The following is a 22,164-nucleotide window of genomic DNA, read 5'->3' as shown; positions in this document are numbered from 1 at the left end:
GATTCGGCCAACGACGTCGGCTATCGCTGGCAATAGTTGATACTGGCCCGGTGGGCGTGCGCAACTACCTCGTCGAGGGGGTCTCCTGCACCGGCAAGACCTCCGTGGCCACCGAGCTCGAGCGCCGCGGACACCAAGTCGTGCACGGGGACCGCGAGCTGGCGTACCAGGGCGATCCGGTGACCGGCGCACCGCTGCCCGGGGTGCGGCACGAGCACCATGTGTGGGACGTCGGCCGCGTCCGCGAGCTCGTCGCCGACCGGTCGGCACCCGTCACGTTCTTCTGCGGCGGGTCCCGGAACCATCCCCGGTTCGTGGACCTCTTCGACGAGGTGTTCGTGCTCGACGTGGACCGCCAGACCCTGCTGGACCGCCTCGACCACCGGCCGGCCGACGAGTGGGGCGCGCGCCCGGACGAGCGCGAGCTGGTGCTCCGCGTGCACCGCACCGGGGAGGACGTACCGGCGGGCACGCCGATCGACGCGACCCGCCCGCTCGGTGAGGTCGTCGACGAGATCGAGCGACGGGCCGTACGGGCGGGGCTGGCCGGGCCGTAGGCGCAGCCGCCGCACGTGCGGAGGTCTACGCGGTGGTGACCGTGACGGTCGTCGAGCAGCTCGACGCGTAGCTGTTGAGCACGCTCTTCTCCGCCGAGTCGGCCGAGAGGCCCCAGCGGATCTTCACCGCGACCCACTCCGCGACGTAGCGGCACTTGTCGTAGGTCGGCAGCCACGTGGCCGGGTCCTGGTCGCTCTTGGACTGGTTGACGTTGTCGGTGACGCCGACGAGGGTGCGGTAGTCCCCCAGGTCGTTGGCGTACGCCTCGCGCCGGGCGGCGGTCCAGCCGCTCGCGCCGGAGCCCCAGGCCTCGGCGAGCGGGACCATGTGGTCGATGTCGACGTCGGACGCCAGGGTCCACGACACGCGGTCGTAGTAGGAGAACCACCGGCCGGTCGACACCGTGCACTTGCCCGAGGTCGTGTAGGTGATCGGGGTGTCGGACTCCGCCTCGCTGATCAGGACCTCGGCGCGCGCGTTCTGGCAGTCGCCGTTGGCGTCGACCCAGTGGCGGAAGAGGGTGCGGTCGTAGCCGGCGTTGGCCTCCGCTGCGGTCGGGACGGCCGCGACCGCCTGGGCGAGCGTGCCGCTGAAGGTCGCCGCCTGTGCGGGTGCCGGGACGAGCAGCACGAGTGTGCCGACGATCGTGGCGAGCAGGGCGGTTGACCACCGCCGGGTGAGGGTGGGCGAGGTGGGGTGCATCCGAGAACGAGACATGGGGGGGTCTCCTGCGTGAGGCAGGCCCGATGCCTGCGTCTGCGCACTTCCTACTGTCGCGGCGACCCGTCGGTGCGACGACGCACCGGGAGGTTCCAGTCCTTTCCTTCGGGTTCCACCCCGTTGCAACGGCCGGCAACCCAGGCAATCACCGGGTAGCCGGTGGTTGCAGCCGAGGGGCTCAGCCCCGCCCCAGCAGCGCGTCGAGCACCCGCGTGCCCACCGGCAGCCCGTGGTCGTCGTAGTAGGCGAACATCGCAGACAGCCAGGCATGCGTCCCCGGGTCCGGCACCCGCCGCACCGGCACACCCGCCTCGTCGGCCAGCTCACGCACCGTCGCGACGCGGGTGGCGAGCTCGTACGTCGCTCCCTCGTGCCCGTCCTCGGTCAGCACGACCGCGGCGGCCCGGCCGAGGTCGGCGAGGTCGAGGAAGCCGAAGCGCGCGTCGGGCGAGTAGGGCAGGTCGGGCGGACCGGTGAGGTCGAGGTTCTGGAGGTACGCGCCGGGCTGGAGGATCGTCCACGCCAGGCCGCTGCGGCGGACCAGGTCCTCGCTGACGGCCTTGCCGACGTGGTGCGGCATGGCGGGCGCGTAGGGCGAGGCGACCGAGTGGTAGACCACGCGCCCGACGCCGGCGGCGGCGAGCGCCGCCAGCGTGGAGGCGACGTACGCCGGCTCGTCGGGGTGCAGGTTGGGCGCGATGACGTACGCCGCGTCGCAGCCGGCCACGGCCCCGGCGAGGTCCGGCCAGTCGGTCCGCCCGATCGGCCGGGCGTCGACGCCCCGGTCGGCGAGGGCGCCGTAGACCGCGCGGCCGGTCTTGCCGTGACCGCCGAGGACTGCGACGCGCCGCACCGATATGGGGCTCAGATCCGGTCCACCTCGGCGAACGCGGCACCGTCGGCGAGGGCTGCGTAGCCGGGGCCGCGGTCGAAGAACGCGTCGTCCTCGCGGCTCCACGCCGCCCGCCCCGCGCGCTCCGACTCGGTGGCCGCGGCGTCGAAGCCGAGGTCGCCGCCGTCACGCGACCCGGTCAGCACCACGCCGTAGTCGCGGAGCGCGGCCTCGGCCGAGACCTTGCCCCAGACGACGTCGCGCACGACGAGCTCGGGGTCGCGGGCCAGCGGGTCACCCCAGCCGCCGCCACCCGTCGTACGGATGCGCACGACCTGGCCGGCCCGGATCACCTCGGCGTCGGCGAGGGCGTCGACCTCGCGCTCGTCGGGGCCGCCCGGGTCGATGACGACCTGGAAGGGGGCACCCGCCTTGCCACCGCGTACGCCCCAGCAGGCCAGGATCGAGCGGTCGGCGATGGACATGAAGTGGGCGTCCTTGAGCATCCGGATCTGCTTCTCGTAGCCCAGGCCGCCGCGGAACTGCCCCGCGCCGCCGGAGTCCACCGCCAGGCCGAGGCGCTCGACGATGAACGGGAAGCGCGACTCGGTGAACTCGGTCGGCAGGTTGCGGGAGTCGGGCACCACGTGGATGGTGTCCTCGCCGTCCGCGTAGTAGCGACCGCCCGAGCCGCCGCCGAGCACCTCGCGCATGAGGTAGTCGTTGCCCTCGAGGTCCTTGCCGTAGACGCCCGTGTAGCGGATGGTCTCCTGGTCGGCCGGCATCTTGCCGTCGACGGCCTTGGCCACGACGCCGGCGAGCACGCCGAGCAGCCGCAGGATGACGAACGTGCGGGCGTTGGTCGGCCCGGGGTGGATCGGGGTGAGCAGCGTGCCCTTCTCGGGGAACCGCATCTCGATCAGCGGCACGATGCCCTCGTTGACGTCGAGCTCGGCCATCCGCTCCGGGGTGTCGGCGAGGTTGCGCAGGATCGGCGCGAGCCACTTCTTGAGGAAGTTGCCGCCGACGTAGTCGCCGCAGTGGTTGATCGGTCCCTTCGCCTGCGCGCTGGTGCCGGTGAAGTCGATGATCAGCCGCGGCCCGGCGGGCCGGCCGTTCTCCGGATCGGCGGGCGCGTCGCTGACCTTGGTGAGGGTGATCCGCTGGGTGTGCAGCTGCGGCTCGTCGACGCCGTCGTGCTCGGCGTAGTCCTCCCAGACGTAGGTGCCGTCGGGGATCTTGGACAGGATCTCGCGGCGGTAGGTCTCGGTCGTCGCGTCGAGGATCGCGTCGAACGACGTCTCGATCGCCTCGCGGCCGTAGCGCTCGAACAGCTCGCTGAGCCGGCGCGCGCCCATCAGGCAGGCCGAGCACTCGGCGTCGAGGTCGGCGGCGAGGCTGTCGGGCATCCGCGAGTTGCGGGTCATGATCCGCAGCGCCGCCTTGTTGGGCACGCCCGCGTCCCACAGCTTGATCGGCGGGACCGCGAGGCCCTCCTCGTAGACGCTGGTCGCACCGCTGGGCATCGAGCCGGGGCACGCGCCGCCGATGTCGTCGTGGTGGCCGAAGGCCTGCACGAACGCCACGACCTCGCCCTCGTGGAAGACCGGCACGGTGACGCACAGGTCGGGCAGGTGGCCGATGCCGCCCTCGGACTCGTAGACGTCGTTGTGGAAGAAGACGTCTCCCTCGCGCATCTCCTCCAGCGGGAAGTCGCGCACGATCGGGTGCACGAGCGCGCTGTAGGAGCGGCCGGTGAGCTTGCGCAGCTGGCGGTCGTGGATGCCGGCGCGGAAGTCGTGGGCGTCGCGGATCATCGGCGAGCGGCTCGTACGGCCGATGGCGGTCTCCACCTCCATCTCGACGCTGGCCAGGGTGCCCTGGACGATCTCGACGAGGATCGGGTCGACGCTCGAGCCCTCGGGCGTGAGGCGCCCGCCGTGCTCGTACGCCGTGGGCAGGCCGGCCGGGTTGACCGGCTTCGCGGTGACGTACGCCGGGTCCACTGCAGTGCTCATCGCGCTGTCTCCTGGTTGGTCGAGCCGGTCTTGCGGATCACGAGGTTGGCCCAGTCGTCGACCACGACCTCGAAGCCGGGGTGGACGGGGATGGTGGAGCCGAACTCCTCGACGATGGCGGGGCCGCTGAACGAGTCGCCGGCGCCGAGGTCGCCGCGCCAGATGACCGGGGTGTCGACGTAGCCCTGGTCGGCGTCGAAGCACACCGGGCGTCGCCCGCGCACCGCACGGTCCTCGACCGTGCCGTGGGCCTTGTCGAGCGTCGGGATCTCCGGGCGCGTGATCGGACCGATGCCGGTGACGCGGAGGTTGACCCACTCGACCTGCTGGTCGCGGTCGCCGCGGAAGTCGTAGCCGTAGAGCTGGCGGTGCTCGGCGTGGAAGGTGTCGGCGACCTGCGCGACGTACGCCTCGTCGACGACGCCCTCGGGAGCGGCCACGCGCACCTCGTAGGCCTGGCCGACGTAGCGCACGTCGATGGTGCGGTGGAACTGGTGCTGGTCCTCGGTGAAGCCCTCCTTGCCGAGCGCCTCCCGGGCGCGGTCGGTGAGGTGGTCGAGGATGCCCTGCACGGCCGCGTGGTCGAGGGCGGACTCCTTGGCGACGTGGGTCTGGACGTAGTCGTTCTTCACGTCGACGGTCAGCAGGCCGAAGGCGCTGACGTTGCCGGGGTTGGGCGGCACGACGACGCCGGCGAGGTCGAGGATGTCGACGAGCCGGCAGGCGAGCAGCGAGCCCGAGCCGCCGAAGGTCGTCAGCATGAAGTCGCGCACGTCGAGGCCGCGCTTGACGCTGACCTGGCGCAGCGCGTTGGCCTGGTTCCACGCGGAGATCTCGAGGATGCCGGTGGCGCAGCGCTCGAAGTCGACGCCGAGCTGCTCGGCGAGGTCGGCGATGCCGGCCCGGGCCGCCTCCACGTCGAGCGGGATCTCGCCGCCGAGCAGGTGGGGAGGGATCCGCCCGAGGGTGACGTGGGCGTCGGTGATCGTCGGCTGGGTGCCGCCCTTGGCGTAGCAGAGCGGGCCGGGGTCGGCACCGGCCGAGTGCGGGCCGACCTTGAGGGTGCCCTCGGGCGAGAGCCAGGCGATCGAGCCGCCGCCCGCGCCGACGGTGACGACGTCGATCATCGGGATCTTGCTGGGGTAGGCCCCGACCGTGCCCTCGGTGGTGAGGGTGGGCTCGCCGTCGAGGACGACGGAGACGTCGGTGGAGGTGCCGCCGCCGTCGCAGGTGAGGATCCTGGGGAAGCCGGCGACCTTGGCGATCAGGGCCGCACCGAGGGCGCCGGCGGCCGGGCCGGACAGCACCGTGGTGATCGGCTGGTGCACGACCTCGTCGGCCGACAGCACGCCGCCGTTGGACTTCATCACGTAGAACGGGATGCTGTTGCCGGTGAACCCGAGCAGCCGCTCGGAGATGTTGGTGACGTAGCGGCTGACGTTGGGCTTCACGGCCGCGTCGACCAGCGTGGTCATCGAGCGCTCGTACTCGCGGTACTCGCGCAGCACCTCGCTCGAGATGGAGACGACGGCGTCGGGGTGCTCGCGGCGCAGGACGTCGCGCAACCGCAGCTCGTGCTCGTCGTTGGCGTAGGCGTGGAGCAGGCAGACGCCGATGGTGGTGATGCCCTGGTCCCGGAACCAGCGGGCCGCGGCGACGGCCTGCTCCTCGTCGAAGGGCCGGATCTCGGCGCCGGTGAAGTCGAGGCGGCCCCCGACCGTACGGACCCGGTCGGCCGGGACGATGCGGTCCGGCTTGACCCAGAAGTAGGAGTTGCCGTAGCCGTCGGGCACCGACTGTCGGGCGATCTCGAGCATGAACTCGTAGCCCTCGGTCGTGATGAACCCGAGCGCCTCGACCTTGCCCTCGAGGAGCTTGTTGGTCGCCACCGTCGTGCCGTGCGAGACGGCGGTGATGTCGCTGCCCTCGGCGCCGACGATGCCGAGGATCTTCTCGATGCCGGCAATGAAGCCGTCGGCCGGGTTGCCCGGCGTGCTGGGCGTCTTGGTGGTGACCAGCTCGCCCGAGTCCTCGTCGAAGGCCACGACGTCGGTGAAGGTGCCGCCGGTGTCGATCCCGATCCTGATCCGCCGATTGCTCATGGGGGAGATTCAACCGAAGCGGCCGCGCCGGCGACCACGGCAGAGATTGCCGACCAATCAGCGATTCATCGGCAAGACATGCATCACTCGAGTCCGACGAAGGGGTCGCCGGCCGGATCGGTGAACGGGTCGGAGAACGGGTCCTCGTACATCTCCTGGGTCGGCGTCAGGCTCTGCTCCGCGCCCAGGATGCCGCCGAGGGCCCCGACCAGCGCGGCGACGAGGAGGATCGGGATGAGGGACACCGCCCCGGGCACGCGCGCTCGCTGCAGCTCGAACCACGTGCTGCACGTGTAGCGGTGCAGCAGGACCGCCTGGAGGACCGACAATGCCAGGGCAGCCGCCGTCCAGCCTGTCGGGGCGTCGACGAAAGCGACGAGCTCTGCGACGAGCGCGACGGCGACGAGCACGACGACCAGCCAGAACCGCACCCACCGGGCCCGCAGCACGCCGTGGGAGAAGAAGGTCACCAGGGCGACGCCGAAGAGCATCGACAACGGCCAGTCGTCCGGGGACTGCGCGCCACGTCGGGCCAGCTCCAGGACCTGACCGGCGACGAACGACCAGGCGAACGCCCACGCACTGGCGGGCACCGCGGTCGCGTGGTCCACGCCCCGCTCCGAGATCTCGGTCATCCGCGCATGCTGGCAGGTCTCGTCGCCCTCTCGCCCCACGGACACGCCCGGACAAGGGCGAAGGGCCCTCGGCGGTATGAGCGCCAAGGGCCCTTCTGGTTGAGGTAGGTCGCCGCAGCGACCAGATCCTCGGGTGACCGTTCGCGGTGAGGCTCACGGTCGATCGCTCCGTCCTTCGGAGTCCCGGTCACCGCATCACCCGGTGCCCGCGACGGTCCCCGGCGGACCGGTTCGCGTCGTGTGGACTCTCCATTTCGAAGCCATCCCGCCTCCCCTTGCGGGGCTGCGTAAGGACAGTTCTACGCCCTGCGAGACACCCTCCACAAGGGACCTTCGGCACTGGTTTCCGCGGGTTCTGCGCCGTCGGCGTGTCGTGCACAGGAGAGCGCCTCCCATCCCCAGCCGAACGGGTTTCTGCACAGGCCCGTCCACAGGTGTGTGCACAGGCGTCAGCCTGCGAGCAGCTCCTCCACCGCGGCCGCCACCTCGAGCAGCTGCCGGTCGGCGCCGTGGCGGGCGACGAGCTGGACGCCGACGGGGAGTCCGTCGGCCGTGCGCCCGGCCGGGACCGAGATCGCCGGACAGCCGGTGACGGTGATGAAGTAGGCCGAGCGCATCCACGCGAGGTAGTCGGGCATCTCCTGGCCGTTGATCGTCTCGGGGAACTCCTGCTCCACCGGGAACGGCGGCACCTGCGAGGTCGGCAGCAGCAGCACGTCGTGGTCGCCGAAGAAGAGGCGCATCGTCTCCGACAGCGACGTGCGCTGGGTGTACGCCCGGGCGACGTCGGCGCCCGTCAACGGCTCGCCGGCACGGATGTTGGCCTCGAGGGAGGGCTTGAAGGAGGTCGGGTGCTCGGCGAGCAGGCGGCCGAGCTTGGCCTGGAAGTGCCAGGCCCGCAGCGTGCGGAAGGTGTCGTCGGCCAGCGAGAGGTCGGGGTGCGCCTCGGTGACCGCGGCGCCGGCGTCGGACAGGCGCGCGGCGGTGGCGCGTACGACGCCCGCGACCTCGTGGTCGACGACGAGGGCGCCGCCGAGGTCCACCGACGTCGCGACCCGCAGCCCGGCGAGCGGGGCGGGGACCAGCGGGGGCGCGAACGAGGCGCCCGGGTCGCCGAGGGCCTGGGGCGCACGGGGATCGGGGCCGGCGATGACCGACAGCAGCAGCGCGAGGTCGCCCACGTTGCGGGCCATCGGACCGCCGACGGACGTGGACTCCCACTGGTTGTAGAGCGGCCACTCCGGCACCCGGCCCAACGACGGCCGCATCCCCACCACGCCGCAGAAGGACGCGGGGTTGCGCAGCGACCCGCCCATGTCGGACCCGTCGGCCAGGGGCACCATCCCGGAGGCCAGCGCGCACGCCGCTCCCCCGCTGGACCCGCCCGCCGATCGCGTCGGGTCGACCGGGTTGCGGGTGACGCCGAAGACGGTGTTGAAGGTGTGCGACCCCGCAGCGAACTCCGGCACGTTGGTCTTGCCGACGAACACCGCGCCGGCCGTGCGGACCCGCTCGACGAGGAGGTCGTCGTGGTCGGCCACCGCGTCGGCGAAGATCGGCGAGCCGTACGTCGTGCGCCAGCCCTTGAGGGCGTGGGTGTCCTTCACCGCGAACGGCAGGCCGTGCAGCGGGCCCACCTCCTCGCCCGAGGCGTACGCCTGGTCGGCGACGGCCGCCCACGCCCGCGCGCGCTCGGCGTCGAGGGAGACGATCGCGTTGAGCTCGGGGTTGCGCTCCTCGATGCGGTCGAGGTGCAGCTCGAGGAGCTCGGTCGCCGAGATCTCCCGGGCGCGGACCGCGGCCGCCTGCTCCCGGGCGGTGGAGTCGACGGTGACGTCGGTCATCGGCGGCGACCGAAGATCCCGCCGACGACCACGCCGAGGACCACGAGGCCCGCACCGACGGCCACGCCGGTGAGGAAGTCCTGCTGCGAGCCGAGCACCGGCGCCTTGGCGGGGGCCGTGAAGACCTGACCGGCGCCGACCGCGCCACCGACGGGCGCGGCGGCCGGAGCACCCGCAACCGCGGCCGCCTCGACGGGAGCGGCACCGCCACCGGCGATGGCCGCGTCGACGTTTCCGAAGAACTCCCCCGCCATCCGACGCGACACGCTGGTCAGCATCCGCTGGCCGACGCCGCCGATCATCCCGCCGACGACCGCGTCGGCGTCGTAGGAGATGCGCGTCGAGGAGCCCTCGGGGGCGAATCGCACGTTGACCGTGGCGCCGATGGTGCCGGGGGCGCCCGCGCCGTCGAGCTTCATGACCAGCGACTCGTGCTCGACGAGGTCGGTGAGCACGCAGGAGCCGGCGTACGTCCCCTTGATCGAGGCGACGCCCGCGGTCACCGTCATGGCGTACGCGTTCTCGCCGGTCGCCTCGAGGCGCTCGCAGCCGGGGATCGTGCGGACCAGGACGGCCGGGTCGAGCAGCGCGTCCCACGCCTGCTCGACGGGCGCGGCCAGCGTGTTCTCTCCGGTGAACTTCATGGGGTGCTCCTGGTGGTGGCTTCGGTGGTGTCGTCGGCGTGCGCGAGGCGCAGCTCGAAGAGCTCCGACGGCGAGATGGGCATCGCGGTGATCGGGAAGCCCTCGGCGTCCTCGATGGCGGCGGCGAACACCGCGGCCGACGGGATGACGCCGGCCTCGCCCGCGCCCTTGATGCCGAGCGGGTTGAGCGGCGACGGCGTCTCGAGGTGGTCGATGTCGATCGAGGTCGGGACCTCGGTGACGTAGGGCATGAGGAAGTCCATGAACGAGGCGTTGAGCAGCTGCCCGGACTCGTCGTAGGCCATCCGCTCGTAGAGCGCCCCGCCCACGCCCTGCGCGACGCCGCCGTGGATCTGGCCCTCGACGATCATCGGGTTGATCAGGTGGCCGCAGTCGTGGACCACGGCGTACTTGAGGATCCTGATCTCCGCGGTGTCGGGGTCGGTCTCGACGATCACGGCGTGCATGCCGTTGGCGAAGGTCGAGCGCGGCGGGGAGTAGAAGTCCTTGCCCTCCAGGCCCGGCTCGTCGTCCTCGGCGACCGGCGGCTTGCCGGGGTCGCCGACGGAGAACTGGGTGGCCGCCTTGGACGCCTCGTCGAAGGCGTAGCGAAGCGGGTTGGACAGCACCGCGACCGTGCCGAGGTCGATGCTGGCGTCGGTGCCCTTCACGCTCACGACGCCGTCGGCGATCTCGAGGTCCTCCTCGGAGGCCTCGAGCGCCTCGGCGGCGATGCGCAGCGCCTTCTCCTTGGCGCGCAACGCCGCGAGGTGGATGGCCGAGCCGCTCATCACGGCGGCACGGGAGGCGAAGGTGCCGACGGCGTACGGCATCTTGCGGGTGTCGCCGGTGGTGACCTCGACGTCCTCGAAGCGCACGCCCAGCGTGTCGGCGACGATCTGCGCGAAGGCTGTCTGGTGGCCCTGGCCCTGGGTGGTGAGGCCGGTGGCGACCTTGACCTTGCCGGAGGTCTCGATGTGGACGTGGGCGCCCTCGTAGGGGCCGACGCCCGTGCCCTCGACGTAGCAGGCCAGGCCGATCCCGACCCGACGTCCCTGGGCGGCCATCTCGGCGCGGAACTCCTCGAACTCGTCCCAGCCGACCAGCTCCTTGAGCTTGGCCAGCGACGCCGGGTAGTCGCCGGAGTCGTAGGTCAGCTCGCGCCCGTCCTGGAAGATCAGGCCGTGCTCGTAGGGGAACTCGTCGGGCTGGATGAAGTTGGTCGAGCGGACCTCGGTGCGGTCCTTGCCGAGGTAGGCCGCGATCGCGTCCATCGTCCGCTCCATCACGAAGCAGCCTTGCGGGCGGCCGGCACCGCGGTAGGGGGTGACGATGACGGTGTTGGTGTAGAGCGACTCGAAGACCACCCGGTAGTTCTGCGGCTTGTAGGGCCCGAGCAGCTGCGTCGAGGTGATGATCGGGACGATGAGCCCGTAGGGCGTGTAGGCGCCGTGGTCGTGCCAGAACTCGACGTTGAGCCCGAGCACCCGGCCCTCGTCGTCGAAGCCGACCTCCACGTGGTGCTGCTGGGCGCGCTCGTGGGCGGAGGAGATGAAGTGCTCGCGCCGGTCCTCGGTGTACTTCACCGGTCGACCGAGCGTCTTGGCCGCCAGCGGGACCAGCAGCTCCTCGGGCCACGGGTGCACCACCTTGACGCCGAACCCGCCGCCGACGTCGGGGGTGATCACGTCGACCCTGGCGAGGTCGAGGCCGAGCTTGGCGGCCACGCAGCCACGCACGCCGGTCGACGTCTGGGTCGACGACCACACGGTCAGGCGTGAGGTGTCGGGGTCCCACCGGGCCACCGTGCCGCGGCCCTCCATGGGCGTGCAGGCCGAGCGCTCGATGTCGAGCTCGAGGGTGAGGGTGTGCGGCGCCGCCGCGATGGCGGCACGGGCGTCGCCGTTCTCCTGCTCCATGCGGGCGCCGACGTTGTCGGGCACGTCGTCGTGGACCGTACGCTCCGCCGCGCGGGCGGCGTCGATGCCGACCACCGGCTCGAGGTACTCGTAGTCGACGCGGATGCGGGCCACGGCGTCCTCGGCGACGTAGCGGTCGACGGCGACCACGAAGGCGATCGCCTCGCCGACGTAGTTGACCTCCTCGCGCGCCAGGGCGTACTGGGTGCGGCCGTGCGTGAGCGTCGGGTGCGGGATGAGCAGCGGCAGCGGCTCGGCCATCGGACCGGTCAGGTCCTCCCAGGTCCACACCGCGACCACGCCGTCGAGGTCCAGCACGTCGGAGACGTCGATGTCGACGATGCGGGCGTGGGCGTGCGGCGAGCGCAGCACGGCCGCGTGCAGCAGCCGCGGGTCGTCGGTGAGGAGGTCGTCGACGTAGCGGCCCTGACCGCGCAGGAACCGCTGGTCCTCCACGCGCGGCACCTTGGTGCCGAAGAGCTTGGTGGTCACTCCTCCCCCTTCCCCAGCTCGGCCGCGCGCAGCACCGACTTCACGATGTTCTGGTAGCCGGTGCAGCGGCAGAGGTTGCCGGCGATCATCTCGCGGGCCTCGTCCTCGGTGGGGTCGGGGTTCTCGGCCAGGCCGGCGGTGATGGTGGTCAGGAAGCCAGGGGTGCAGAAGCCGCACTGGAGGCCGTGGCAGTCGGAGAACGCCTGCTGCACCGGGCTGAGCCGCCCCTGCGGCGTCCCGTCGTCCTCGGTGAGGCCCTCGACTGTGGTGATCTCGGCGTCGACGGCCGACACGGCGAGCATCAGGCACGAGCGCATCGGCTTGCCGTCGACGAGGATCGTGCAGGCACCGCACACGCCGTGCTCGCAGCCGACGTGGGTGCCGGTGAGGCCGCAGTCGTGGCGCAGCGCGTCGGACAGCAGCCGGCGCGCGGGCACCCGGACCTCGTGGACGGACCCGTTGACGTGCAGGCGGACGTCGTGGAGCTCTTCAGGACTGGTGGTCATGCGCTCTTCCCCTGTGCCGATCTCTGGCGGGCGTGGTGGACCGCGTCCGCCAGCACCCGTGGCGTCAGCACCTTGACCAGGTGGGCGCGGTAGGCGGAGGTGGCGTGGATGTCGTCGGCCGGCTCGAGCTCGGCGAGCGCCGCTCCGGCCGGGTCGCCTTCTGGGTCCTGGGCGGCACCGGTGACGTCGACGACCACGGGGACGTCGCTCACCGACACGAAGCCGACCCGGGCGCGGGTGACCTCTCCCCCCTCGGTCTCGACGTGCGCCGCGACCCCGACCAGGGCGTAGTCGCCGTGGCGCCGGGCGATCTCCTGGAACGCCACGCCCGCACCCGGCGCGAGGGCCGGGAAGAACGCCTCCACGGCGATCTCGTCGTGGGCCAGCGTCGACTCCAGCGGCCCCGCGAAGAGCTCGGCGGCGGGGATCGTACGGCGACCGCGCACCGAGGCGACGTCGACCGATCCCTCCAGCAGCCGCAGCACCATCGGCATCTCGGCCGCGGCGTCGGCGTGCACCAGGGAGCCGACGGTGGTCCCCCGGTTGCGGATGGTCGGGTGCGCGACGTGGCTCAGCGCCATGGCGAGGAGGGGCTGGCTCGCGGCCGCCTCGGCCGAGGCGAGCACCTCGGCGTGGCGGGCGAGGGCCCCGATCCGTACGCCGTCCCCGGCCCCGTCCCCGTCCCCGGTCACGGTGACGTGGCCGAGGTCGGGCAGGGCGTTGATGTCGACGAGCGTCGAAGGTGCGGCCAGTCGCATCGAGAGCAGCGGGACGAGCGACTGGCCGCCGGCCAGCACCTTCGCCCCCTGCTGCCCCGCGAGCGCCGCGAGGGCGTCCTCGAGGGTGGCCGGGCGCAGGTAGGCGAAGGGTGCGGGCTTCATCGGTTGTGCGTGCCTCCGGAGGCCGCGTCGTCGACGCCGCCGTCGTAGTCGGGGTGGCTGAGGTTGCGGGTGACGGTGCCGGCGCCGTCGCCGCCCCGACCCTTGACCATGTGGAAGAAGACGATGACCAGGATCGTGCCGAGGGCGATGCCGCCGAGCTCGAAGTCGTCGCCGAAGGTGAGCGTCACACCGCCGATGCCGGCGATGAGGCCGGCGGCGAGGCCGACCATGTTGACGGGGTTGCCGAAGTCGATGTTGTTCTCGACCCAGATCTTCGCGCCCACCAGTCCGATCATTCCGTAGAGCACGACCGTGATGCCGCCCAGGACGCCGCCCGGGGTCGCGTTGACGACCGCACCGAACTTCGGGCAGAGGCCGAGCAGGATGGCCACGAGTGCGGCGACGTAGTAGGCCGCCGAGGAGTAGACCCGCGTGGCACCCATGACGCCGATGTTCTCGGCGTACGTGGTGGTCGGCGAACCGCCGAACGCGCTGGCGAAGGCGGTCGCGATGCCGTCGGCGCCGATCGCGCGACCCATGTAGGGGTCGAGGTCCTCGCCGGTCATCTCCGCCACGGCCTTGACGTGTCCGGTGTTCTCCGCGACGAGCGCGATGACGCCGGGCAGGACGAGCAGGATGGCGGTCAGCGAGAACGACGGGCCGTGGACGACGGAGACGCCGTCGGCCAGGGTGCCGCTCGGGAGGCCGATCCAGTCGGCGGCCTGGACACCCGCCCAGGAGACGCGGTCGTGCTCGACCGCCTCACCGTTGCTCACCGGCGTCACAGAGGTGATGGGGCCGATGACGACGTCGGCGAGCCACGACAGCAGGTAGCCGAAGATCAGTGCCAGGAAGACCGCGATGCGCGACCAGAAGCCGGGCAGCGCGACCGCGGCGAACACCATGAACGCCGCCGTCAGCAGGGCGATCCACTGGTCCTGGGGCCAGTAGATGCCGGCCACGACCGGGGCGAGGTTGAAGCCGATGAGCATGACGACCGCGCCGGTCACCGCGGGCGGCAGGATCCGGTGGATGAGCTCGGCGCCGGCGAAGTGGATGAGCACGCCCACGGCCGCGAGCACGAGGCCGCCGACGAGGATCGCGCCGGTGACGTACGACGAGTCGTTGCCCTCGTCGAGCGCGCGGATCGCCGCGACCGAGGCCACGAACGAGGCGCTCGTGCCGAGATAGCTCGGCACGCGGTTCTGGACGATCAGCAGGAACAGGATCGTGCAGAAGCCCGAGAACATGATGGCGAGGTTGGCGTCGAGCCCCATCACCAGGGGGAACACGAAGGTGGCGCCGAACATGGCGACCACGTGCTGGGCACCGAGCCCGATCGTCTTGCCCCATGGCAGGCGCTGCATCGGCAGCACCGCTTGCCCCGGTGCGGGATCGACCACTTCCCACTTGAACATCGACATGTGCAGGCCTCCAGATCTCGCAAGGGGTGTGTACCCGAGAAGCCACAAACTAGTGCGGCCCATCTCACACCCTCACTGGCGACATCTGCCGAAGGAACGCCGCGACCGATGACAAGTTCTTCAGCGGGTCGACCGGGGGCTGTCACCACGCGGCCGGCGCTCGTACGCTCGCCGCCGTGGAGCTCCGCCGCGCGACCCGTGCCGACGCCCCGGCCCTGGCCGACATCGCCGCGGCGGCGTACGCCCCCTACCTCGCGCGCATGGGCGGCCTCCGGCCCGGGCCGATGGACACCGACTACGCCGCCGCGGTGACGGACACCGAGGCGTGGGTCGCCCTCCTCGACGGCGCAGTCGCGGGCTTCGCGCTCCTGGTCGAGGAGGACGAGAGCCTGCTCCTCGACAACGTCGCGGTCCTCCCTCCACACCACGGACGCGGGATCGGTCGCGCCCTGCTGGAGCTGGCCGAGACGCGCGCAGTCGAGCTGGGGCTCGACCGCGTCCGCCTCTTCACCCACGTGACGATGGTGGAGAACCAGGCGCTCTACGGGCGGATCGGCTACGTCGAGACTTCCCGGACCACCGAGCACGGCTTCACGAGGGTGTTCTACGAGAAGCGCCTCTGACCCCGGCCGGCTCCCTCGGTGGTCGAGGAGGTGGCGCAGCGACCGTCTAGGCGCGTCACCTCCAAGATGAGAGACCCCTCATGCTGGCCTCACGCCTGACTCACTCCCGCCATCGAGCATCGGTCCCACGACACCCCCCGACCAAGGAGCTCCCTTGACGACCATGCGCAGGACCACTGCAGCCCTCGGCGCCACCGCCCTCCTCACGAGCCTCGGCCTCGTCGCGGGACCCGCTCACGCCGACGGCCCCGAGAAGGACCGCGAGTTCCGCGTCGCCGGCGCCGAGGTCGACTTCTCGGTGAGCAAGGACGACGGCCGCTTCGAGGTCGAGGTCGACATCGACGACGCCGAGCCCGGCAGCCGGTGGCGGGTCGTCCTCTGGCACGACGGCAGGCGCTACCACAGCAAGGTGCACCGGGCCGACGGCGACGGAGACGTCGAGATCGAGAAGGGCCGTCGCAACACCCGGGGTGCGGACACCTTCAAGGTGCGGGTCAAGCTCGTCGGCGGCGCTGGCGCCACCCGCACGATCCGGATGCGCTGACCGCCGTCAGGGGGTCCCTGCAAGACTCGCGACGCAACCACGGATCACGGGGCCCGCGAGAGGTGGACGACTCGATGTCGGAGCAACGCGCCCGGAAGCGACCCCTGACCGCCCTCCAGGACTTCCTGCGCGACGAGGCGGCCGGAGGCATCGTCCTGGTGGTCTGCGCCCTCGTCGCAGTGGTGTGGGCCAACAGTCCGGTGTCCGACTCGTACGCCGACTTCTGGGGTCAGTACCTCACGATCGGCTGGGGGCCCGCGGCCATCACCGAGGACCTGCAGCACTGGGTCAACGACGGCCTGATGGCGGTGTTCTTCTTCGTCGTCGGCCTCGAGATCAAGCGTGAGCTGGCCATCGGCGAGCTGCACGACCCGCGGGCTGCGGCGCTCCCGGCCGCCGCAGCGGTCGGTGGTGTCGTCGTACCTGCACTGATCTTCGTGGCCCTCACCAGCGGTGCGGCTGGGGCGGGCTGGGGCATCCCGATGGCCACCGACATCGCCTTCGCCGTCGGCGTCCTGGCCCTCCTCGGGGACCGGGTGCCGGCCGGCGCCAAGCTGCTCCTGCTGTCGGTGGCGATCGTCGACGACATCATCGCCATCTCGGTGATCGCGCTGTTCTACACCGAGACGGTGTCGCTGGCCTGGCTGGCCGGCGCCGGCGCGGGACTCGGTCTGGTGGTCGTGCTCCGCCTTCTGGGCGTGACCGCCATCTGGCCGTACGTCGTGGTGGGTGTGGCGGTGTGGGCCGCCACCCTGGAGTCCGGGGTCCACGCCACGATCGCCGGAGTGGCCCTCGGCCTGCTGACCCCGGCAGGAGACGTCGGCGGCCGCAACGTGCTGGCCACGCTGGAGCACCGGTTGCACCCGTGGTCGGCGTTCGTCGTGGTGCCGCTCTTCGCACTGGCCAACGCCGGCGTGGGCTTCGGTGGAGGCGTGCTCGGCGAGGCCGCGGAGTCGGCCCTGCCCTGGGCGATAGCCCTGGGCCTGGTGGTCGGCAAGATCGTCGGCATCAGCGGCGCCGTGTGGATCGCCTTACGCACCGGGCTGGGTCGGCTGCCCCAGGGGGTGTCCTCCCTCCACGTGGTCGCGGTCGCTGCCGTGGCGGGCATCGGGTTCACCGTCTCCCTCTTCATCGCCGACCTCGCCTACGACGACGCCGCCCTGACCGAGACCGCGAAGATCGGCATCTTCGCCGGGTCGATGCTGGCCGCCCTCATCGGTTCGGCGTTGATGGTCCTCGCCGCGCGTCGCTCCGCCGCCGGCGCGGCCGAGGAGTCCGGGATCCCCGAGCCGGTCGACTAGCGCTTCGCTGGTCGAGGAGGTCGCGCAGCGACCTCACGAGACCCGTCCGTCGGGGCTTGGGGTCCTTCGACACATCCGCTCGTCCCTCGCGGACACTCAGGCACCCGTTCGAAAATAGTTCTCCACAGCCTCGTTCTCGCAGGTCGGAGTGTCGGTAGGCTCTGGGAGACTGGACCCATGTCCACCACCGCTCCGGCACCCGCCACCAGCACCCGGCTCTCGAGCCGTGTGGTGCTGGATCGTGCGGTCGCGGCGATGCGCGCGAAGCGGCGTGTCGAGGTCGAGGTGCTCGAGTCCGCGCTGGCGTGGGCCGAGGCCCATGTGGTGTCGGACGAGGAGGTCGCGGCGGGGTGGCGTTCGGAGACGATCCGTACTCCCGGGACTGCGGCGGCGTTGTTCGGGGAGCGTCCGCTCCCGATCGCCGGGGACGGGACCCCGTTGGTGGCGGAGTTCGCGGTGATCGAGCTCGCGGGCGTGTTGGAGCAGTCCCACGAGGCGACGCTGGCGCTGTTGGGTGACGTGCTGGACCTGGCCCACCGCCTGCCACGCCTGTGGACACTTGTCCGCTCGCTCGACGTTCCGGTGCGGCTGGCCCGGGAGGCGGCCCGGGTCTCGCGGGACCTCGACGTGGTCGCGGCCGGGCACGCGGACCGGTTGCTGGTGTGGCAGCCGCGTCGGCTCAACCCGCACCGGGTGGGGGTGCTGGTCCACGAGGCCCGGTTGTACGCCGACCCGGACCGCGCGATCGCCGACCACGACCACGCGCTCGCCGCCCGGCGCGTGGAGGTCCGCCACGAGCAGGGTGCGCCTGGGGTGAGCGAGGTGTTCATGAGTCTCGACACCGCCGATGCGGTCGCGTTCGACAACACGGTGTCGACGATGGCCACCACGATGAAGGCGCTGGGTCACCACGGCGACCTCGGCGTACGACGGGCTCACGCGGTCGGGCTGCTGGCCGACCCCCAGCAGGCGCTGGATCTGCTGGCTGCCGCGGATGTCGCGGACCCCGACCGGGAGGTCGACCCCGCCGCCGACGAGACGGTGTGCGTGGCCGAGGAGGCCACCTACGCGTCCGCGGACCCGTTCCGCCGCCCCACCACCCACCCGCGAAACGGCCAGACAGGCCGGACAGGCGGGTCGGGTGAGGTGCGGCTGGTGCTGCACCTCACCGACCGCGACCTCCTCACCGACCCGCACGGCGTCGACCCCCGCGGCGTCGCGCGCAGCGACGAGCTCGGCCCGATGCTGCTGGGACGGCTCCAGGCGTGGCTGCTCACCGCAGGCAAGGTGGTCATCCAGCCCGTCATCGACGCAGAGCAGATGCCTGCGGTCGACGCGCACGACCCGCCCGCCCGGATGGCCGCGGCGGTCCGGCTGCGCGACGGCACGTGCGTGTTCCCCGGCTGCACCCGCCCCTCCGAACGGGCCGACCTCGACCACATCACCGAGTACGTCCCCATCGACGACGGCGGACCGCCCGGCCAGACCCACCCGAACAACCTCGCGCCCTTGTGCCGGCGACACCACCGGGCCAAGACCTTCGGCGCCTTCACCTACCACCGACGACCCGACGGCGCCTACGAATGGACCCTCCCCACAGGCAGGCGGATCACCACCGACCCACCACGCCCACGACCCAGACCAGAACCGGGGTACAGACCCTGACCGCCCCGATGAGCCCGACCACCTCAGGTGATCGGGCCACCGGCACGCCGCGACCTCACCCCCGCCGGAGGATGTCGCGCAGCACCTGGGGGTAGTTGGTGATGATGCCGTCGACGTCCCACCTGATCGCCCGGCGCATGTCCTGGCCGGCGTTGACGGTCCACACGTGCGCCTCCATGCCCTGGGCGTGGATCCGGTCGACGGTGGCCTCGTCGATTGCGCCGAGCGCCGGGTTCACCTGCTCCGCCCACGTCGCGGCGTCGGCGACGGCGGCCTCCGTCGGCCGGCTGCCGAACAGCAGCCCGACGGTGACGTCGGGAGCGAGGTCCTTGTAGGCCCGCAGCCACGGGTGGTTGAAGGACTGCACGACCACCCGGTCGCGCTGCAGCGCGCGGTTGAACGCGGGGAGCGACCGCAGCTCCTTGTCGAGGTCGATCTCGATGCCGGGGTAGAGCTCGGGCGCCTTGGGCTCGAGCAGCATGCCCGCCCGGTCCCCGACCGCACCGACCCACTCGGCGAGCGTGGGCACCCGCTCCCCCGCGAACTCCGGGGCGAACCACGAGCCGGCGTCCAGCTGCTTGATCTCGGCGAGCGTGAAGTCGCGGACGTTCCACGGGGCGCGGTCCGGGAAGACCTGCTCGACGTCGGTCGTCCGGGCGAGGGTGACGTCGTGCATGATCACCAGCTCGCCGTCGAGGGTGCGCTGGATGTCGTTCTCGACGACGTCGGACTTCTGCGCGAGGGCGAGCCGTACCGCGGCGATCGTGTTCTCCGGGGCCGCGCCCGAGGAACCCCGGTGGGCGGTCACGTCGATCGCGGGCGCCGGGGCGGCCGAGGCGCCGGGCGCGGAGAGGGTGCCCACTGATCCGAGCAGGGCGAGGGCGAGGGCTGGTGCTGCGAGGAGTCGCGTCGTACGGCGCATCTGGTGTTCTCCCGAGGAGTGACGGGCCCCGCCTGGTCGGGGGGCGCTCCCGCCCACCGTGCGCGGCCGATGCCAACGCGCGGTGACGGGAGGCCCAACCGACAGTGTCGGACGGATGCCCGCTCAGGACAGGTCGACCACCACGACGGTGTGGTTGTCCGGCTCGCCGGCCGCGACGACGGCCGCGGCCACGGCGTCGGCGACGTCCTGGGGCCCGTCGTCCGTGAGGAGCAGCCGGGCGAGGTCGTCGACGTGGGCGTGCACGCCGTCGGTGGTGAGCACCAGCCGGTCTCCGGGTCGCAGGTCGACGGTGACGTCGTCGGCCACGGTCCCCGGCGTCAGGGCACGGTTGAGCAGGCTGCGGTGCTCGTGCGACCGGGCCTCGTCGGCGCTCAGCTGGCCCGCCTCGATCAGCGCCGCGACCACCGTGTGGTCGTGGGTGAGCTGCCGCAGCCCGCCGTCGCGCACCAGCCACACCCGCCCGTCGCCGAGGTGCGTGATGCGCGCGGTGTCGCCGTCGAGGACGACCGCGGTGAGGGTGGTGCCGGAGGACGGCGCGTCGGGCAGGCCGGCCGTGATGTCGGCGGCGACGTCCCCGACGGCGCCCTCGAGCCCACCTGTCCCGAACGCCGCCAGCGCCCGGGCGGCGAGGTCGTCGCGGTCGCCGTACCCGTCGGCGACGGCCACCAGCTCGGGCGTCGCGACGTACGCGTCCTGCTGCCGGTCGCGGCGCCCCTGGCGGTGGCTGGAGCCGAACGTCGCATGGAGGGTGTGGGTGGATGTGGTCATGGCGGGTGCCTCGTTCCTCAGGTGGTGGACGAGGGTGGTGACGATGTCGCGGCGGGTCGCGGTGTCGGCCTCGACCTGGACCCAGTACGCCGAGACGGCCTGCGCCGCCTCCGTCCGGGAGCCGTCCAGCACCTGCTCGATCCGGGCCAGCGGCATGCCCACCAGCCGGAGCGTCGCCACCAGGCGGGCACGCTCGAGCTGTGCGGGGGCGTACCGGCGGTAGCCCGAGTGCTCGTCGACCTCCATCGGGCGCAGCAGTCCGAGCTCGTCGTAGAGCCGCAACGCCTTCGGCGTCAGGCCCGCTGCCCGGGCGAAGTCGCCGATCGTCATCAGGTCACGGGTGCTGGTCATCGTCGCCATCCTCTCCGGTGGCTCTCACCGGTCCGACGACCGTGGGCCCTCCCGTGGGGACAAGGTCAAGCCACTCAGCCGACGATCTCCAGCGCCCGCAGCGCGACCGCCACGTCGAGGCGCAGGTGCGGGTCGGACGCGACCGGACCGAGGATCCTCTGGAGCTTGCCGACGCGGTAGCGCATCGTGTTGTAGTGGAAGAACTGGGCGCGTGCCGCCTCGGCCACGTTGAAGTTGGTGTCGAGCAGCACCTGGAGCGTCTCGCGCAGGTCGGCCGCCTCGGGCGTCCGCTCGGCGAGCGGGCCGAGCACGTCCGCGGCGAACGCGGTCAGCTCGGCGCCGTCGGGCACGAGGGCGAGCAGCCGGTGCAGGCCGAGCTGGTCGAAGCGGGTCACCGAGCCGCCGCCGTGGACCCGCCGTCCGATCTCGACGGCCCGCTGGGCCTGGCGGAACGCCTCGGGGAGGTCGCCGAGTCCGTGGGACACGCGGCTCACGCCGGCCGAGAACGCGATCCGCCCGCCGCCGCGGTCGCCCCGCACCGCCGCGATGATCCGGTCGACCGCGACGTGGGCGTCGGCAGCACCGGCCTCCGGGTCGACGGGGACGAGCGTGACCACCTCGCGGCTGAACGCCACCGAGGCGATGCTCGGGTCCACCGTCGCCGAGACCTGCCGCCACGCGTTGGCGAAGCGGTCCTGCCAGGCGCGCCTGTCCTCCGGGTCGGGACCGAGGGCGGCCATCGCGTCCGGGTCGAGCACCGCGACCACCACCATCACCGGCCGGTCGAGGTGCCAGCCGAAGGCCTGCGCGTGCTCGGCGACGTACTCCTCCTCGCCCGCGCGGCCGAGGAAGACGTCGCGGAGGAAGTCGCCGCGGTACTTGTTCTCCACGGCGGTGATCGCCTCGACGCGCGTGACGAGCAGCGCCGCGACGATGGCCGCGCGCTCCAGCGCGTGCACGTCGGAGGAGTGGATCTTCCCGTCCGGGCGCAGCGCCACGAGCCGCGCCAGGTCGACGCCCGCGGCCACCACCCGGCGTACGAGCGCCTCGCCCTCACCGACCGCGGTGCCGTCGGCGTCGATCCGCTCGACGCGCACCCTGCCGCTCGGGTCGAGGAGGTCGGCCGCGGCCAGCGACTCACGCTGGGCCTCGTCGAGGTGGGCCGCGCGCTCGCGCCCGTCGGTCGAGGTGAAGACCACGCCGCAGCCCATCGCCGCACCCACCGCCTCCGCGATCGCCGCCAGGTCCCCGCCCTCGAGGACGATGTGCGTCAGCGCGGTGTGCAGCGCGTCGGCCCGCTCGAGCGCGGCGACCGCCTCGGGGTCGCTTATCAAGTCTTGGCGCACATCAACCCCTTGCTCCGACAAGTTCTCACATTCGCGAGTCTCCCATGG

General features: G+C 72.1%; 19 protein-coding genes. 5 read left to right on the top strand and 14 right to left on the bottom strand.

From position 1 onward, the window contains the following. Positions 1-50 precede the first annotated feature (50 nt). Positions 51-557 (top strand): AAA family ATPase, encoded by a 507-nt coding sequence (locus IEZ24_RS09505; RefSeq protein WP_129456418.1) that lies wholly within the window; start codon positions 51-53, stop codon positions 555-557. Between the two features lie 25 nt (positions 558-582). Here the strand turns inward: IEZ24_RS09505 and IEZ24_RS09500 are convergent, their stop codons facing one another. From IEZ24_RS09500 to IEZ24_RS09450, 11 genes are all read right to left on the bottom strand, one after another. After that, positions 583-1,275: an HNH endonuclease family protein gene (locus IEZ24_RS09500; protein WP_224745074.1), complete on the bottom strand. Its 693-nt coding sequence runs from the start codon at positions 1,273-1,275 to the stop codon at positions 583-585. Between the two features lie 181 nt (positions 1,276-1,456). After that, positions 1,457-2,131 carry an SDR family oxidoreductase gene (locus tag IEZ24_RS09495; RefSeq protein ID WP_207206901.1) on the bottom strand — a complete coding sequence of 225 codons (675 nt, stop codon included), beginning with the start codon at positions 2,129-2,131 and terminating at the stop codon, positions 1,457-1,459. An 11-nt stretch (positions 2,132-2,142) separates the two neighbouring features. Then, positions 2,143-4,128, bottom strand: coding sequence for a hydantoinase B/oxoprolinase family protein (locus tag IEZ24_RS09490; RefSeq protein ID WP_129456417.1), 1,986 nt, complete (start codon positions 4,126-4,128; stop codon positions 2,143-2,145). Beyond that, positions 4,125-6,230, bottom strand: a complete 2,106-nt coding sequence (locus IEZ24_RS09485; protein ID WP_129456416.1) for a hydantoinase/oxoprolinase family protein — start codon at positions 6,228-6,230, stop codon at positions 4,125-4,127. Before IEZ24_RS09485 ends, IEZ24_RS09490 begins: the two co-directional genes overlap by 4 nt. 83 nt (positions 6,231-6,313) lie before the next feature. After that, positions 6,314-6,865 (bottom strand): hypothetical protein, encoded by a 552-nt coding sequence (locus tag IEZ24_RS09480; RefSeq protein WP_129456415.1) that lies wholly within the window; start codon positions 6,863-6,865, stop codon positions 6,314-6,316. 449 nt (positions 6,866-7,314) lie between these two features. Next, positions 7,315-8,709 carry an amidase gene (locus IEZ24_RS09475; protein WP_129456414.1) on the bottom strand — a complete coding sequence of 465 codons (1,395 nt, stop codon included), beginning with the start codon at positions 8,707-8,709 and terminating at the stop codon, positions 7,315-7,317. Beyond that, the gene (locus IEZ24_RS09470) at positions 8,706-9,353 is read right to left on the bottom strand and encodes an SRPBCC family protein (protein WP_129456413.1); all 648 of its coding nucleotides are present in this window, start codon (positions 9,351-9,353) and stop codon (positions 8,706-8,708) included. Before IEZ24_RS09470 ends, IEZ24_RS09475 begins: the two co-directional genes overlap by 4 nt. Further along, positions 9,350-11,764 carry an aerobic carbon-monoxide dehydrogenase large subunit gene (cutA, locus tag IEZ24_RS09465; protein WP_129456412.1) on the bottom strand — a complete coding sequence of 805 codons (2,415 nt, stop codon included), beginning with the start codon at positions 11,762-11,764 and terminating at the stop codon, positions 9,350-9,352. The genes IEZ24_RS09470 and cutA overlap by 4 nt, the downstream gene beginning before the upstream one ends. Beyond that, positions 11,761-12,270, bottom strand: a complete 510-nt coding sequence (locus tag IEZ24_RS09460) for a (2Fe-2S)-binding protein (RefSeq protein ID WP_129456411.1) — start codon at positions 12,268-12,270, stop codon at positions 11,761-11,763. Before IEZ24_RS09460 ends, cutA begins: the two co-directional genes overlap by 4 nt. Next, positions 12,267-13,151, bottom strand: a complete 885-nt coding sequence (locus IEZ24_RS09455) for an FAD binding domain-containing protein (RefSeq protein WP_129456410.1) — start codon at positions 13,149-13,151, stop codon at positions 12,267-12,269. The genes IEZ24_RS09460 and IEZ24_RS09455 overlap by 4 nt, the downstream gene beginning before the upstream one ends. Beyond that, positions 13,148-14,518 carry a uracil-xanthine permease family protein gene (locus IEZ24_RS09450; RefSeq protein WP_224745073.1) on the bottom strand — a complete coding sequence of 457 codons (1,371 nt, stop codon included), beginning with the start codon at positions 14,516-14,518 and terminating at the stop codon, positions 13,148-13,150. Before IEZ24_RS09450 ends, IEZ24_RS09455 begins: the two co-directional genes overlap by 4 nt. A gap of 233 nt (positions 14,519-14,751) precedes the next feature. Between IEZ24_RS09450 and IEZ24_RS09445 the strand changes: the two genes are divergently transcribed. The 4 genes from IEZ24_RS09445 (at position 14,752) to IEZ24_RS09430 (ending at position 18,708) form a co-directional block, all read left to right on the top strand. Continuing rightward, entirely contained in the window at positions 14,752-15,198 is a 447-nt protein-coding gene (locus IEZ24_RS09445) for a GNAT family N-acetyltransferase (RefSeq protein WP_207206899.1), read from the top strand. A gap of 163 nt (positions 15,199-15,361) precedes the next feature. Next, on the top strand, positions 15,362-15,742 hold the full coding sequence (locus tag IEZ24_RS09440; protein ID WP_129456408.1) for a hypothetical protein: 381 nt from the start codon (positions 15,362-15,364) through the stop codon (positions 15,740-15,742). A 74-nt stretch (positions 15,743-15,816) separates the two neighbouring features. Continuing rightward, a complete protein-coding gene (gene nhaA / locus IEZ24_RS09435) occupies positions 15,817-17,043 on the top strand; it encodes a Na+/H+ antiporter NhaA (RefSeq protein ID WP_129456407.1) in 1,227 nt (408 codons plus the stop codon). A 177-nt stretch (positions 17,044-17,220) separates the two neighbouring features. Further along, the gene (locus IEZ24_RS09430) at positions 17,221-18,708 is read left to right on the top strand and encodes an HNH endonuclease signature motif containing protein (RefSeq protein ID WP_191192840.1); all 1,488 of its coding nucleotides are present in this window, start codon (positions 17,221-17,223) and stop codon (positions 18,706-18,708) included. 55 nt (positions 18,709-18,763) lie between these two features. On the opposite strand, the gene IEZ24_RS09425 is transcribed toward IEZ24_RS09430, so the two are convergent. The 3 genes from IEZ24_RS09425 to IEZ24_RS09415 form a co-directional block, all read right to left on the bottom strand. Further along, a complete protein-coding gene (locus IEZ24_RS09425) occupies positions 18,764-19,630 on the bottom strand; it encodes a glycerophosphodiester phosphodiesterase (RefSeq protein WP_129456405.1) in 867 nt (288 codons plus the stop codon). 123 nt (positions 19,631-19,753) lie between these two features. After that, positions 19,754-20,770, bottom strand: coding sequence for a MerR family transcriptional regulator (locus IEZ24_RS09420; RefSeq protein WP_207206898.1), 1,017 nt, complete (start codon positions 20,768-20,770; stop codon positions 19,754-19,756). A gap of 74 nt (positions 20,771-20,844) precedes the next feature. Next, positions 20,845-22,104 (bottom strand): PucR family transcriptional regulator, encoded by a 1,260-nt coding sequence (locus IEZ24_RS09415; protein ID WP_129456404.1) that lies wholly within the window; start codon positions 22,102-22,104, stop codon positions 20,845-20,847. Positions 22,105-22,164: the final 60 nt, after the last annotated feature.

This window comes from Nocardioides ganghwensis (genome assembly GCF_014779655.1).
GTDB lineage: Bacteria > Actinomycetota > Actinomycetes > Propionibacteriales > Nocardioidaceae > Nocardioides > Nocardioides ganghwensis.
Note: the sequence above shows the minus strand (reverse complement) of the source record. Positions and strands in the feature narration are given on the sequence as shown.